This window comes from Burkholderia sp. HAN2018 (assembly GCF_024704855.1).
Lineage (GTDB): Bacteria > Pseudomonadota > Gammaproteobacteria > Burkholderiales > Burkholderiaceae > Burkholderia > Burkholderia cepacia.
Window position 1 is genome coordinate 1 of sequence record NZ_QOBB01000190.1, and the last position, 14,192, is coordinate 14,192.

Here is a 14,192-nt window from a genome sequence, read left to right on the forward strand (position 1 = left end):
GGCCGCCGATGCGCTGGCGGGCCTGCAGCGCGCGACGGCCCGGGCGCGGCGCATCGCGCGGGAGCAGACGGAGTTGCGCGTGTCGGTCGGCGCGCGTTTCGCGACGCACTGGCTGCTGCCGCGCCTGCCGCGTTTCAGGGCCGCGCATCCGGCGTTCGAGCTGACGTTCGACATCACCGACCGGTTGCGCGATTTCGACGATGACGACGTCGATGTCGCGATCCGCTTCGGCACCGGGCGCTATCGCGACGCGTGCGCGCAGCGCCTGTTCGATACGTCGGTCGTCGCGGTCTGCGGCCCGGCACTGCTGTCGGCCGGGCCGCCGTTGCGCAAGCCGCGCGATCTGCTGCGCCATACGCTCTGCCAGGTCGATTGCGAAGTCGACGGCGTGACCTGGCCGCGCTGGTCGGCGTGGATGGCCGCGGCCGGCATCGACGGTTTCGACGACAGCCGGTGTGTGTCGTTTCCGGATTCGAGCCACGTCGTGCAGGCCGTGACGGACGGCACGGCGGTCGGTCTTGCGGAACCGCACATGATCGCGCGCGATCTCGCGGAAGGGCGCGTCGTGCAGCTGTTCGACGTGAGCGTCGGGGTGGCGCCGGGCCTTGCTTATCACGTCGTGTATCCCGAACGCACGCAGGACGATCCGCGCATCGTCGCACTGCGCGGCTGGCTCGCGGACGAGGTCGCGACGATGCGCGCGTAGCGGTAGCAGCGGCGGCGCATGCTATCGTGCCCGCATCTCCACCGCACGATGCCCGGTTCCGGGCGTGTTCTTCCGATGAGTCAACCTGAAAACGACCTCGCGATCCTGCTGCGCACGATGCAGCCCGAACTGCATCCGGGTGCGTTCGCCTTCGTGTCGCTGCCGGCCGATGCAGACGTATCGTTATCCGAAGTCATTGCGACGTTCCGCGAAGCGGAAGGGCTGACGGTCGTGGTCGACGAGGAAACGGCTGCACGTCGCGGCTGGCCGGTGCTGTTCCGCTCGGCCTGGATCACGCTGACCGTGCATTCCGACCTGGCGGCCGTCGGCCTCACGGCGGCGTTCGCGCGGGCACTCGGCGCGGCCGGCATCAGCTGCAACGTGATGGCGGCCGCGTATCACGATCACATTTTCGTGCCGTTCGACGACGGCCCGCGCGCGCTCGATGCGCTCGTCGCGCTCCAGCGCGACGCGACGCGCGGCTGACGCGCGAAGGGCATCCGGGACGCGCCAAAAAGAACGAGCCCGTCACCGGGCCCGAGAACGGAGAGGATTGCGCCGGGCACTCACGCCCGGCGCACGGCGGCTTACTTGTTCGCGCCACCCTCGAACCAGGCGGCGAGCTTCGTCCGCTCGTCGTCGGTCATGTGCGTGACGTTGCCGATCGGCATCGCCTTCAGGCGCACCGCCTGTTCGTAGATGCGCTGTGCGTTCTTCGACACTTCGTCCGGCGTGTCGAACATCACGCCCGCGGGTGCGCTGCCCATCAGCGTCGGCTTCGACGAGTGGCACTCGACGCAGCGTTGCTGAAGGATCGGCATGATGTCGTTGATCACGATCTTCGGTGCGTTGGCCGCTTGCGCTTCCGGCGCGACCGGCTTCGGCATCGTCCAGACCAGCGCGCCCGACAGCAGTGCGACGCCGCCGATCGGCAGGTACCACAGCTGCTTGCCGCGGTGACGCATCACGAAGAACTGGCGGATCAGCGCGCCGGCCAGCATGATCAGCACGAGCACGACCCAGTTGAACTTGTTCGTGTAGGTCATCGCGTAGTGGTTCGACAGCATCGCGAACACGACCGGCAGCGTGAAGTACGTGTTGTGCACCGAGCGCTGCTTGCCGCGCTTGCCGTAGATCGGGTTCGGCTCTTCGCCCTTGAGCATCTTGTCGACCATCTTGCGCTGGCCGGGGATGATCACGAAGAACACGTTCGCCGACATGATCGTGGCGAGCATCGCGCCGACGATCAGGTAGGCGGCACGGCCCGCGAAGATATGGCACGCGAGGTAGGCGGCGGCGACCACGTAGATGCCGACGCAGATGCCGAGCACGCGGTCGTTGGTGCCGAGGATGCGGCACAGCGAGTCGTAGACGATCCAGCCGGCCGCGAGGAAGCCGAGTGCGGACGCGACGGCGACCACCGGACCCATGTCGAGCACGCTCTTGTCGATCAGGTAGGTGTTCGGTGCGAGCAGGTACAGCACGAAGAACAGCGAGAAGCCCGACAGCCAGGTCGTGTACGACGGCCACTTCGACCAGTGCAGGTCATTCGGCATTTCCGGCGGGGCGACCGTGTACTTCTGCATGTTGTAGAAACCGCCGCCGTGGACATGCCACAGCTCGCCGAACACGCCGCGCTTGCGCTGGTTCGGGTCGGTCGGCGGTTTCAGGCTGTTGTCGAGCGCGACGAAATAGAACGACTCGCCGATCCACGCAATGGCGACGATGACGTGCAGCCATCGCAGCGCGAGGTTCAGCCAGTCGGTGATGAAGCCTTCCATGAAACTCCTCCAGACTCAAATCGTTTGTTTGATGCGGGCGCTGATTCGAATGTCAGCTGCCGCGATAGGTGCTGTACGACCACGGCGACACGAGCAGCGGCACGTGGTAGTGCGAAGCGGTGTCGGCGATGCCGAAGCGCAGCACGACGCGGTCGACGAAGCGGGGTTCGGGCACCTTCACGCCGAGCGACGCGAAGTAGTCGCCGGCGTGGAACACGAGTTCGTATTCGCCGGCGGCGAGCGCGGCGCCTTCGAGCAGGGGTTCGTCGCAGCGGCCGTCGCTATTGGTGAGCACGGTCTTGAGCGCGCGGCGCGATTCGCCGTCCAGCGCGTAGAGGTCCACCTTGATTGCCGCGCCGGGACGGCCGTGCGCCGTATCGAGTACGTGGGTAGTGAGCTTTCCCATTCGTTGTGTCCTTATGTGAATGCGGGGTTCGGCGGCGACTCGATCCATTGACTGTGCGGCGGATCGAGGCTCCACGTCACGTGGCTACATACCCGTCGGCGAGATTGAAGCGAGCGCCGTGCAGGCATTGTAAAAAGGTTCCCCGCGCAAATACGGGCGCGATATCAAAGATAATGCGCCGCGCATGAGCGGCTGTCGACGGTATGCCGGATACCGCTTCCGGCGGGCTTTTCGGGTGTTTCCGGCCTTTCGCCGGGTGGTGCGCGGCGTACCATATCGAAACCGTGAAGCGCGGTATTCCGGATCGCGCATTGTGTGCGGCGCGTGCTTGGGCGATCCTCCCGCCGTGCGCGTCGGCCTGTGGCCCGCGCGTACCCCGAAGACGGCGAGCACGCCGGGTAACCGGGCCAGGGCGTTCGAACGGACGCAGGCACCGGAGCGTGCCGCGATTCAGCGTTCGAACGGCTGTGTGACCGCCTCCAGGATCAACGCCTGGAGGCAGACCGACGCGGAGAACGCATGAACCTCGAGCAGCACGCTGGCGCACGCGCGCCGAACCCTTCCTCATCCCGCCCGAAAACCCTGCTGGTCAAGCACGCCGACGTGCTCGTGACCATGGACGACACGCGCCGCGAGCTGCGCGACGCCGGGCTCTACATCGAAGACAACCGGATCGTCGCGGTCGGCCCGAGCGCCGAGCTGCCCGACACGGCCGACGAAGTGCTCGACCTGCGCGGCCACCTCGTGATCCCGGGGCTCGTGAACACGCACCACCACATGTACCAGAGCCTGACGCGCGCGGTGCCGGCCGCGCAGAATGCCGAACTGTTCGGCTGGCTCACGAGCCTGTACCGGATCTGGGCACACCTGACGCCCGAGATGATCGAGGTATCGACGCTCACCGCGATGGCCGAGCTGCTGCAGTCGGGCTGCACGACGTCGAGCGACCACCTGTATATCTACCCGAACGGCAGCCGCCTCGACGACAGCATCGGCGCCGCGCAGAGGATCGGCATGCGCTTTCACGCGAGCCGCGGCTCGATGAGCGTCGGCCAGCGCGACGGCGGGCTGCCGCCCGATTCGGTCGTCGAGCGCGAGCCCGAGATCCTGCGCGACACGCAGCGCCTGATCGAGACCTATCACGACGAAGGCCGCTACGCGATGCTGCGCGTGGTGGTCGCGCCGTGCTCGCCGTTCTCGGTGAGCCGCGAGTTGATGCGCGACGCGGCCGTGCTGGCGCGCGAATACGGCGTGTCGCTGCACACGCACCTCGCGGAGAACGTCAACGATATCGCGTACAGCCGCGAGAAGTTCGGGATGACGCCGGCCGAATATGCGGAAGATCTCGGCTGGGTCGGCCACGACGTGTGGCACGCGCACTGCGTGCAGCTCGACGATGCGGGCATCGGCCTGTTCGCGCGCACCGGCACGGGCGTCGCGCACTGTCCGTGCTCGAACATGCGGCTCGCGTCGGGCATCGCGCCGGTGAAGAAGATGCGTCTCGCGGGCGTGCCGGTCGGCCTTGGCGTCGACGGCTCCGCGTCGAACGACGGCGCGCAGATGGTCGCGGAAGTGCGGCAGGCGCTGCTGCTGCAACGGGTCGGTTTCGGGCCCGATGCAATGACCGCGCGCGAAGCGCTCGAGATCGCGACGCTCGGCGGCGCGAAGGTGCTGAACCGCGACGATATCGGCGCGCTGAAGCCCGGCATGGCCGCCGACTTCGCCGCATTCGACCTGCGCCAGCCGCTGTTCGCGGGCGCGCTGCACGATCCGGTCGCGGCGCTGGTGTTCTGCGCGCCGTCGCAGACGGCGTACACGGTGGTGAACGGGAAGGTGGTGGTGCGGGAGGGGCGGCTGGCGACGCTCGATCTGCCGCCTGTCATCGCGCGGCATAACGCGCTGGCGCAGGCACTCGTGGAGGCGTCGCGCTGATGCACTGAGCTGGAGAGTGCGCCGCGCGCTGCACGTCGGGCGCGTGGCGCCCGAGGCCGGGATCCGTCACGCGCGGCCGCACGAGGCCGCTTCGGGCCACGCCGGGCCACACCGCAGCGGCGTGGCCGGCGCGCGCGTCGTGCGCGCTTACGCTTCGATCAGCGTGCGGGTGGCTTCGGCGACGAGGCTGCGCAGCCAGCGCACTTCGTCGGAGTAGTGGCAGCGCTCGTGCCACAGCTGGTAGTACTGCATCGGCGGGAAGTCGAGCGGTGCCGGCACGACCGACAGCGGCAGGAACTTCGCGTAGTGATCGGCGAACAGGCGCGTCGTCGTGAAGATCAGGTCGGACTTCACGAGCACGTACGGCGCGAGGTTGAAGTACGGCAGCGTGACGACCACGTGGCGCTTGAGCCGTTCGCGCGCGAGATGCACGTCGATCGCGCCGCGCTGGCCGACCGAGTATGGCGTCGGCGCGAGATGCGGCGCGTTCAGGTACTGGTCGAGCGTGAGCCCGCCACGCTTCGCGAACGGGTGCGCGTTGCTCATCAGGCAGACGATTTCGTCGACGAACAGGTTCGACAGGTGCAGCTGCTCGGGCGGTTCGGGCCAGTTGCCGACGACGATGTCGAGCTTGCCGTCCTCCAGCGCGAGCTCGTAGTCGAAGGCGGGGCCGAGCGAATGGAACTCGAGCGTCGCGTTCGGCGCGGCCAGGCGAAAGCGCTCGACGACGGTCGGCACGAACAGCACGTTCAGGTAGTCGGGGCAGCCGATCCGGTAGCAGCGGATCGACGTGGCCGGGTCGAAGTTGTGCTGCTGGAACTTGATCCGCTCGATTTCACGCAGCGCGTTCTGCACGGGCTCGAGCAGGCGCAGCCCGTATTCGGTCGGCACCATGCCGGATTTGCCGCGCACCAGCAGCGGATCGCCGGTGATGTCGCGCAGGCGCCGCAGCGCGGCGCTGATCGCCGGTTGCGACTGGTTCAGTTTGACGGCCGCGCGCGTGACGCTGCGCTCCATCAACAAGGTGTGCAAGACGCGCAAGAGGTACGTGTCGATCGCCTCGCGTTGCTGACTCATGATTTCTCCGGGTTATATGGCTGGGCTGATCGAGGGGTACTGTGGGTATATCGTTTTTAATATGAACGAAAATCAGCGTCAAGAGATGGATACCCGCAGGCACCCGCCGGCCGGGCCGCGACAAGGGGCCTGAACGGGGCTGCAAGCGGGCGCGCCGCGCCGTGCGGAGGCACGTGTGGTGCGACTCCGGATCGCGGCGCGGCGTGGGGTGCGACGGGCGCGTCAGTCGTCGATGCGCATGCCGACCTTCAGCGTCACCTGCCAGTGAACCACCTGGTCGCCTTCGATGTGGCCGCGCGTTTCGGTCACCTGGAACCAGTGCAGGTTGTGCAGTGTCTTGCCGGCTTTCGAGATCGCGTTGCGGATGGCGTCGTCGCTCGATTGCTGTGACGAACCGGTCAGTTCGATCATCTTGTACACGTGGTCGCTCATGATGCGCTCCCTGGGATATCGGCATATATCGCCGGTGCAGGTCGCGTTCCCGAAGCGGCGCCGCGCGTGCCCGGCTTCTTGAGTGATAGGTATGATGGGCGGCAAGTGCAACCCATATCGGAGACGAGGAACATCGTGGAAGTCGGATTTTGCGGACCGGGATTGATGGGCGCGCCGATGATTCGGCATTTGCTGGCGGCCGGGCATCGGGTCAGCGTGTGGAATCGTTCGCGCGACAAGGCCGAGGCGCTCGTGAAGGATGGCGCGCAAGTGGCCGGCACGCCGCGTGAACTGGCGGAGCGCGTCGATACGGTATTCGTGTGCGTGCTCGACGGCCGTGCGGTGGGCGACGTCGTGTTCGGCGAGCACGGGCTGCTGGCCGGCGACGCCGCCGCGCGTCGCCTGCAACGCATCGTCGATCATTCGAGCATCCCGCCCGCCGCGACGCGCGATTACGCGGCGCGCGCGGCCGCACTCGGCGTCGGCTGGATCGATGCGCCCGTATCGGGCGGCGTGCCCGGCGCGCAGGCCGGCACGCTCGCGGTGATGGCTGGCGGCCGCGCGGCCGATCTCGACACGGTGCGGCCGCTGATCGACACGTACGCGTCGCGCATCACGCACATGGGCGACGCGGGCGCGGGGCAGACGGCGAAACTGTGCAACCAGGCGATCGTCACCGCGACGGTGACCGCGATTGCCGAGGCCGTCGGTCTCGCGCAGGCGAGCGGCATCGATGCCGCCCGGCTGGCCGAAGCGCTGGCCGGCGGCTGGGCCGATTCGGTGCTGCTGCAGACGTTCGTGCCGCGCATGACGTCGGGCGGTCATGCACCGATCGGCGCGCTCGGCACGTTTCAGAAGGACGTCGATGCGATCGCCGACGCGGCGCGCGACACGGGTGCGGTGATGCCGGTGTCGGCCACCGTGCAGCAGGTGCTGCGGCTGGGCGCCGCGCAAGGGCTCGCCGGCGCCGATTTCGCCGCGTTCATCGACATCGTGCGGCCCGGCAACGGGCGTCGGCTGGTGTCGTGACGGGCAAGCGGGGCGGGTGAATGGCGGATGGGCCGCCCGGAGGCGGCCCATCGAATGGCAGGCGGATCAGCCGAGGGAGCGGGGTGTCGTGTCGCCGGCGTTCTGGCGGCCGAGCCCGCCGCGCAGGCTCGCTTTCGTGCCTGCACCAAACTCGGGCAGGATGCGCGCACGCGCACGGCTGGCGAACACGAGGAAACCGAAGCCGTTCGCTTCGTACCAGTAGCCACCGTTCTCAAGGCCGTCGAGCGGCTGCTCGAGCGCGTTGGCGATCGATTCGATGCAGCGCTTGCGCAGCTCGGCGATGGCGGGATAGGGCGGCTGGGCGCCGCGCACGCTGCACAGGAGCACGTCGAGACCGGGCAGCACGTGTGCGTACAGGACGGGTTCGTCCTGCGCACGGGCGCGGGCAATCTTGGTGTCGAGCTGGGCAAACGGTTTCGAGTGGCGCAATACCGCGAGGAATGACTCCTGGCCATCCTGCTGGGCACGCCGACGTTTTTTCGGGAAGGACATAAACACTCGCCTCAAAAACAATTGCAAGAAATGCGGCATTTTCATGCGACCCACTCCCGGCTATGTACGCCGCATGTCGATCCTTTATAGCACACGAAAATGCTGCCTTCGTGCAGTACGACGATCAATGTCTCCCGTCGACCTGCTCGCCATGATCGACACAGTCAGCGTCTTGGCGCCCGTACTGTCGTTTAGTCTCCATCATAGACCTGCTTTTCCCGCGCGTGCATTCGCCCGTCACAAAAAAGTGAGATAGGCCGCATGCGGCGGTGCATCGCGCGCGCAATAAAAAGGCCCGCACGGGGCGGGCCTGGCAGGCGGGGGGCTCGGCGATCAGCGCTGCTTCAGCGAATCGCGGATCTCGCGCAGCAGCACCGTGTCTTCCGGCGTCGCGGCCGGTGCGGCTTCTTCCGGCTTGCGCAGCTTGTTGATGAATTTCACCATCAGGAAAATGATGAACGCGAGGATGACGAAATTGATCGCCACGGTGATGAACGAGCCGTAGCCGAACGCGGCGACACCCGCGGCCTGCAGGTCCTTGAACGAATCGGGATTACCCTTGAACGTCGGGGGGATGGTGCCGAGCAGAACGAACTTGTTCGAGAAATCCAGACCGCCCGTCAGCACGCCGATCACCGGCATGATGAGGTCTTTCACGACCGAGTCGACGATCTTCGAGAACGCGCCGCCGATGATCACGCCGACGGCGAGATCCATGACGTTGCCCTTGACGGCGAACTCCTTGAATTCCTTGATGATGCTCATGAGCGGCTTTCTCCTGTTGGGGGCGAGGGGAGGCGTGCCGCGACGCGCAGGGATGCAGAGCGTCGAATGAGGGTCGGTGGCACGCCGATGGCCGCATGATAGCGAACGCTCCCCATTGCCGGTAGTCCATCTTGAAATGATTGACAAATCCGCGCGTCGGTGCGGCCGGCGCTGAAGGGGAGCGTGGCGTGCGTTGCAGTGCGTCGCAGTGTGTCGACGCGCTGCGGGGCGTCAGGTGTTGTCGTCGGTCCAGCCGTCGTCGTTGCTGCCGAGGTCCATGCCGCCGCCGCCGCTGTTGCCGTCGCTCCAGTTCGACGCATCGCCGCGGCCGAGGTCGAAGCCCGGATCGTTGTCCTGCCGGTGGCGTTCGCCGTCGACGATCACGTCGCGTTCGACCACGCGCTCGCGGCCGCCCGACATCGCCTCGCCGAGCAATACGCCCGTCAGCAGGCCGCCCATGCCGCCGCCGAAACCGCCGCCGCCTTGCTGGATCACGACAGGCGGCTGCTGTTGCGGGTAGGTTTGCGGCGGATACGGCTGGCCCTGCGCGCCCGTCATGCGATCGGCTTCCTGCGCATACACGGAGCCGCTGCCGTTCGCCGGTGCAGCAGGTTGCGCGGCCGGGTCGGGACGCCCCTCGACGCGTGCCTTCGCGCTCGCATGGCGCTGTTCGAGTTCGTCGACGCGATAGGGCGGTACCGGATTCTTGCCGTTGGACAGCGTTTCGACGAGCGTGCGCGCGTCGGTCTCGATCGCTTCGAGTTCGCCCGTGAGCGCCGCGGCCCCCGGCGCCGTCGACAGCTTCGCGTCGAGCTTCAGCGGGCGGATGTCGTTCAGCACGTCGGTGGCGCGCTTGAGCTGCGTGCGGCGTTCGTCGTCGGCGCGGCTGTCGTCGGCCGTGCGCGCGCGCCGCAGCGTCCAGCGCAGCACCAGCGCGATCACCGCGACGATCAGCCCGAGGCCGATCCACATGCCGGTCGACGGGCCGTGTTTTTCGGCCGGCGCGGCAGCGGGCGCGAGCGACGATTGCAGCGTGCCGGCCTGCGTCGCCGACGGCGCGTTGCCGCTCACGCGCGCGGCGTCGGCGCGAATGCGCGACTCCGTCTGGGCAAAGCGCGACGCATCGGTGAACTTCAGTTGCGGATCGAGCGACTTCGCGCGCTGCAGCTGCGCGAGCGCATCGGACGCGCGGCCCTCGCGGTCCAGCACCTGTGCATACAGGTAGCGCGCGTGCGCATTGTTCGGATGGGCGTCGATGACTTGCGACAGCTGCGTGTCGGCTTGCTGCCAGTTGCGTTGCGCGATCGACTGCTCGACCTGCTGCAGCGACGGGACCGCAAACGCGGCGGACGACAGCAACATCAGCGAGAGGCCGAGTGCGGCGAGAGATTTCTTCATGGTCGAACCGGGCGCAGGCGCCCGTCTCCTGACGATCGGTTCGCGCCGCGCGCCCGGGGCGGGCGGCGGCGCGGTTGCCCGCAGTTGCCGTTACTGCGCGGGCGTGTCGAGCTGCTTCTTCAGCGCGGCGAGGCGATCCTCGACCGACGGGCCCTTGTTCAGCGCGGCGAGCTTGTCGTCGAGTGCCTTGCCGCTCGACGTGTCGGCGGAATTGAGGCGCGCGTCCGAGCGGGCGTTCTGCAGCGCGACCTTGTCCTCGAGCTTCTGGAAGTCTTCGGACAGGTTCTTGCCGCCGATGCCGCCCAGCGCGCTTGCCGCGACTTCCTTCGCCTGCGCGATTTCCTGCTTGGCCTGCAGGATGTTCGAGCGTGCATTCAGGTCGTTGCGGCGCTGACGCATGTCGGCGATCTGCCCCTTCAGCTTGTCGACCGACGGCTCGAGCGTCGACAGCTCGGCCGCGAGCGCGTCACGCTCGGCTTCCGCGTTCGACTGCGCGCCGAGCGCCTCGCGTGCGAGCGCCTCGTCGCCGGCCTGCAGCGCGCGCTTCGCGCCGTCTTCGTACTTCTTCACCTTGTCGTCGGCCGCATCGCGCTTGCTGCGCTGGGTCGCGACCTGTGCCTCGATCTCGATCAGCGAATTCTCGGCACGGCCGATGCTGTCGTCGAGCTCCCGCACGATCTGCCGTGCGTCGCGCGACGGATCCTGTACCGAATCGGCCGCATCGTTCAGCAGGCCTTTGATCGTGCGCGAAACAGAGTCGAAAAGCGACATGAAATCCTCCGTGGTTGAAAGGCGCCGCGTAGCCGCGGCAGTGCCCGTAGCGAGCCGGTTCCGACCCGCATGAGCCGGCGGATATTACACCACCGGTTCACTTAAATACGGCTTAAACGCGCGAGTTCAAGCGGCGCGCGCATCAGGATGTCGAACCTTTCGCGGTTGAAAGAAAATCGACCGTGCGCACCATATTGCGTGTCCATGATAGGCAGAGGATGCCGACAATACGTTCCTCAAATCACGGCATTGCGGGAATTTTTACAAAAAATCGCGAAGGCACCCGGTCGATTTCATTAAAATGCGCTGTCACGTCGCGGGAACGGATCGCCGCGCGGCGGGGTCTGTCGACGTGACAGCCGCATCACGCTGTACCCGCTCTGATTCATCCGCTTGCATTTCCGCATGCGTCCGAGGGTGCCACGTACGCCCGCCATTCCGACATGCCAATTATCAAACGACCGCCTTCTTCTTCCGACAGGAACGAACCCCACTACACGCTGCGCCGTTCGCCGTCCGGAGCCTATTACCCCGATGACGACGATCGCGACGACGACCGCCGCACCCAGCGCAGCGGCGGCGGCGGGCGCCGTCGCTCGTTCGGCTCGCGCGTCGCGCTGTGGTTCGCCGGCCTGTTCGCGACGCTGGCGATCGTCGGCGCGCTGATCGTCGGCTACGCGCTGGTCGTGATGGCGCCGCAACTGCCGTCGCTCGATGCGCTGACCAACTACCAGCCGAAGGTGCCGCTGCGCGTGTTCACGGCCGATCACGTGCTGATCGGCGAGTTCGGCGAGGAGCGCCGCAGCCTCGTGCGGTTCCAGGACATTCCCGACGTGATGAAGAAGGCCGTGCTCGCGATCGAGGACTACCGCTTCTACGAGCACGGCGGTGTCGACTTCGTCGGCATCCTGCGCGCGGGCGTCGCCGACCTGATGCACGGCGGCGCGCGCCAGGGCGCGAGCACGATCACGATGCAGGTCGCGCGCAACTTCTTCCTGTCGAGCGAGAAGACCTACACGCGCAAGATTTACGAAATGCTGCTCGCGTACAAGATCGAGAAGGCCCTGACGAAGGACCAGATCCTCGAGCTGTACATGAACCAGATCTATCTCGGCCAGCGCTCGTACGGTTTCGCGGCCGCCGCGCGCGTGTATTTCGGCAAGGACCTGAAGGACATCACGCTCGCTGAAGCGGCGATGCTCGCGGGGCTGCCGAAGGCGCCGTCCGCCTATAACCCGGTCGTCAATCCGAAGCGCGCGAAGGTGCGCCAGGAATACATCCTGAAGCGCATGCTCGAGGTCGGCTACATCACGCAGCCGCAGTACGACGAGGCCGTGAAGGAAGAGATCCACGTGCGTACGCCGGGCAACCAGTACGCGGTGCACGGCGAGTACGTCGCCGAGATGGTGCGGCAGATGATGTACCAGCAGTACAAGGACGAAACCTATACGCGCGGGCTGACCGTCACGACGACGATCAATTCGGCCGACCAGGAAGCCGCGTACCAGGCCGTGCGTCGCGGCATTCTCGACTACGAGCGCCGCCACGGCTATCGCGGGCCGGAAGCGTCGATCCAGCTGCCCGCGGCCGGCGACGACCGCGACGAGGCGATCGACGACGCGCTCGCCGATCACCCGGACAACGGCGACCTTCAGTCGGCGGTCGTGCTGTCGGCGTCGCCGAACGCGGTCGAGGTGCAGTTCGTCGGCGGCGCGACCACGACGATCGGGCCGGCCGGGCTGCGCTTTGTGTCGGCCGCATTGAGCCCGCGCGCGAACGATACGCTGCGCATCAAGCCGGGCTCGGTCGTGCGCGTGCTGAAGGACGGCAAGACGGGCTGGCAGGTCGTGCAGCTGCCGCAGGTCGAAGGCGCGCTCGTCGCGATCGCGCCGCAGGATGGCGCGATCCGCTCGCTCGTCGGCGGCTTCGACTTCAACAAGAGCAAGTTCAACCACGTGACGCAGGCATGGCGGCAGCCGGGCTCGTCGTTCAAGCCGTTCATCTACTCGGCGTCGCTCGACAAGGGCATGGGGCCGGCGACGATGATCAACGACGCGCCGCTGTACTTCCCGCCGAGCGTGCCGGGCGGCACCGCCTGGGAGCCGAAGGACGACGACCAGCCGGACGGCCCGATGACGATGCGTACCGGCCTGCAGCGTTCGAAGAACCTCGTGTCGATCCGGATCCTCGCGTCGATCGGCACGCAGTATGCGCAGCAGTACGTGACGCAGCGCTTCGGCTTCGATCCCGCGAAGACGCCGCCTTACCTGCCGATGGCGCTCGGCGCGGGCCTCGTGACGCCGCTGCAGCTCGCGACGGGTTATGCGGTGTTCGCGAACGGCGGCTACAAGGTCGATCCGTACCTGATCGCCGAGGTCGACGACGCGCGCGGCCAGCCGCTGCAGAAGTCGCAGCCGGTGCTCGCGGGCAGCACGGCGCCGCGCACGATCGAAGGCCGCAATGCATATGTGATGAACAGCCTGCTGCATTCGGTCGCGACGGCCGGCACGGGTGCGGGCACCAACGCACTGGGCCGCAGCGACCTGCAGGGCAAGACCGGTACGACGAACGACGCGAAGGACGGCTGGTTCGCCGGCTACCAGCAATCGCTCGTCGCGGTTGCATGGATGGGCTTCGACCAGCCGAAGAGCCTCGGCAGCCGCGAGTTCGGCGCGCAGCTCGCGTTGCCGATCTGGGTGAACTACATGCGCACCGCGCTGAACGGCGTGCCCGAGCAGCAGATGCCGATGCCGGACGGCCTGACCTCGATCGACGGCGAGCTGTACTACGCCGATCGCACGCCGGGCAACGGCTTCGTCGCGAACGTCGACATCAACCCGGCCGAGAACGCGATCAGCGCGAACGACGCGCTGGGTTCGGCCGGTGCGGCCGGGCTGGCGCCGCCGCCTGTCACGCCGCAGGAGAAGCAGCAGATCATGGACATGTTCGAGAACAAGTAAGCGGGATACCGCTGTTCATGCATGCGACGGGCGCCTTCGGGCGCCCGTTTTTTTGTGCGTCGAGGCAAGCGGGAGCGGCTGAATCAGAACGACGCGCAGGCAGGCACCACCGTCATGCCGACCGATTCCTGATGAAACTGCTCCATATAGGCCTTGCGGATCGCGGCGAGCCGCACGCGCGTGTCGGGCGTATCGCCGGCGATGATACGGATCACGAAGCTGTCCTCGCGCGTGATGCCGCCCGTCGTGCGGTCGCGCCATTGGCCGTGTGTATCCCAGTAGGTCAGGCCGTCGGGAAAACGCGGCGTGACCGTGTCGGCGAGAAACGCCGCGCGCTCCGCATCGGTGACGGAGCCGTGTCCCGCGATGTCGCGCCCGAACAGCAGGTCGGCCTGCAGCATGCGGCTCTCGCCCGGCCGGGT

The 14,192-nt window shown here is 67.1% G+C and carries 14 protein-coding genes; 5 read left to right on the plus strand and 9 right to left on the minus strand.

The window, feature by feature from the left end; all coding sequences use genetic code 11:
• Together DPV74_RS31705 and DPV74_RS31710 are read left to right on the plus strand one after the other, a co-directional pair.
• Nucleotides 1-706: LysR substrate-binding domain-containing protein (locus DPV74_RS31705; protein ID WP_119338617.1), on the plus strand; the 706-nt coding region annotated here is incomplete at its 5' end.
• Between the two features lie 75 nt (nt 707-781).
• Entirely contained in the window at nt 782-1,192 is a 411-nt protein-coding gene (locus DPV74_RS31710; protein WP_060206025.1) for an ACT domain-containing protein, read from the plus strand.
• Nucleotides 1,193-1,293: 101 nt separating this feature from the next.
• Here DPV74_RS31710 and DPV74_RS31715 read toward each other — a convergent pair whose 3' ends face one another.
• Both DPV74_RS31715 and uraH read right to left on the minus strand, forming a co-directional pair.
• The gene (locus DPV74_RS31715) at nt 1,294-2,487 is read right to left on the minus strand and encodes a urate hydroxylase PuuD (protein ID WP_119338618.1); all 1,194 of its coding nucleotides are present in this window, start codon (nt 2,485-2,487) and stop codon (nt 1,294-1,296) included.
• A 52-nt stretch (nt 2,488-2,539) separates the two neighbouring features.
• Nucleotides 2,540-2,893, minus strand: coding sequence for a hydroxyisourate hydrolase (uraH, locus tag DPV74_RS31720; RefSeq protein ID WP_059694643.1), 354 nt, complete (start codon nt 2,891-2,893; stop codon nt 2,540-2,542).
• Nucleotides 2,894-3,412: 519 nt separating this feature from the next.
• Here uraH and DPV74_RS31725 point away from each other — a divergent pair.
• Complete coding sequence (locus DPV74_RS31725; RefSeq protein WP_060194407.1) at nt 3,413-4,825, plus strand: 8-oxoguanine deaminase; 1,413 nt, start codon at nt 3,413-3,415, stop codon at nt 4,823-4,825.
• Nucleotides 4,826-4,972: 147 nt separating this feature from the next.
• On the opposite strand, the gene DPV74_RS31730 is transcribed toward DPV74_RS31725, so the two are convergent.
• Together DPV74_RS31730 and DPV74_RS31735 are read right to left on the minus strand one after the other, a co-directional pair.
• Nucleotides 4,973-5,902, minus strand: coding sequence for a LysR substrate-binding domain-containing protein (locus tag DPV74_RS31730; RefSeq protein ID WP_119338619.1), 930 nt, complete (start codon nt 5,900-5,902; stop codon nt 4,973-4,975).
• Nucleotides 5,903-6,124: 222 nt separating this feature from the next.
• Entirely contained in the window at nt 6,125-6,334 is a 210-nt protein-coding gene (locus tag DPV74_RS31735) for a dodecin (RefSeq protein ID WP_021160372.1), read from the minus strand.
• 135 nt (nt 6,335-6,469) lie between these two features.
• On the opposite strand from DPV74_RS31735, the gene DPV74_RS31740 reads away from it, so the two are divergent.
• A complete protein-coding gene (locus DPV74_RS31740; protein WP_119338620.1) occupies nt 6,470-7,363 on the plus strand; it encodes an NAD(P)-dependent oxidoreductase in 894 nt (297 codons plus the stop codon).
• A gap of 66 nt (nt 7,364-7,429) precedes the next feature.
• Here DPV74_RS31740 and DPV74_RS31745 read toward each other — a convergent pair whose 3' ends face one another.
• The 4 genes from DPV74_RS31745 to DPV74_RS31760 form a co-directional block, all read right to left on the minus strand.
• Nucleotides 7,430-7,876 (minus strand): hypothetical protein, encoded by a 447-nt coding sequence (locus tag DPV74_RS31745; protein WP_027784713.1) that lies wholly within the window; start codon nt 7,874-7,876, stop codon nt 7,430-7,432.
• A gap of 333 nt (nt 7,877-8,209) precedes the next feature.
• Entirely contained in the window at nt 8,210-8,641 is a 432-nt protein-coding gene (gene mscL / locus DPV74_RS31750; RefSeq protein ID WP_006487991.1) for a large conductance mechanosensitive channel protein MscL, read from the minus strand.
• Nucleotides 8,642-8,872: 231 nt separating this feature from the next.
• Nucleotides 8,873-10,039, minus strand: a complete 1,167-nt coding sequence (locus DPV74_RS31755) for a tetratricopeptide repeat protein (protein ID WP_119338621.1) — start codon at nt 10,037-10,039, stop codon at nt 8,873-8,875.
• A gap of 90 nt (nt 10,040-10,129) precedes the next feature.
• A complete protein-coding gene (locus tag DPV74_RS31760) occupies nt 10,130-10,810 on the minus strand; it encodes a PspA/IM30 family protein (protein WP_119338622.1) in 681 nt (226 codons plus the stop codon).
• Between the two features lie 443 nt (nt 10,811-11,253).
• Here DPV74_RS31760 and DPV74_RS31765 point away from each other — a divergent pair, with 443 nt between their 5' ends.
• Complete coding sequence (locus tag DPV74_RS31765) at nt 11,254-13,770, plus strand: penicillin-binding protein 1A (RefSeq protein WP_027787140.1); 2,517 nt, start codon at nt 11,254-11,256, stop codon at nt 13,768-13,770.
• A gap of 83 nt (nt 13,771-13,853) precedes the next feature.
• Here DPV74_RS31765 and DPV74_RS31770 read toward each other — a convergent pair.
• Nucleotides 13,854-14,192: DUF3574 domain-containing protein (locus DPV74_RS31770; RefSeq protein WP_162923191.1), on the minus strand; the 339-nt coding region annotated here is incomplete at its 5' end.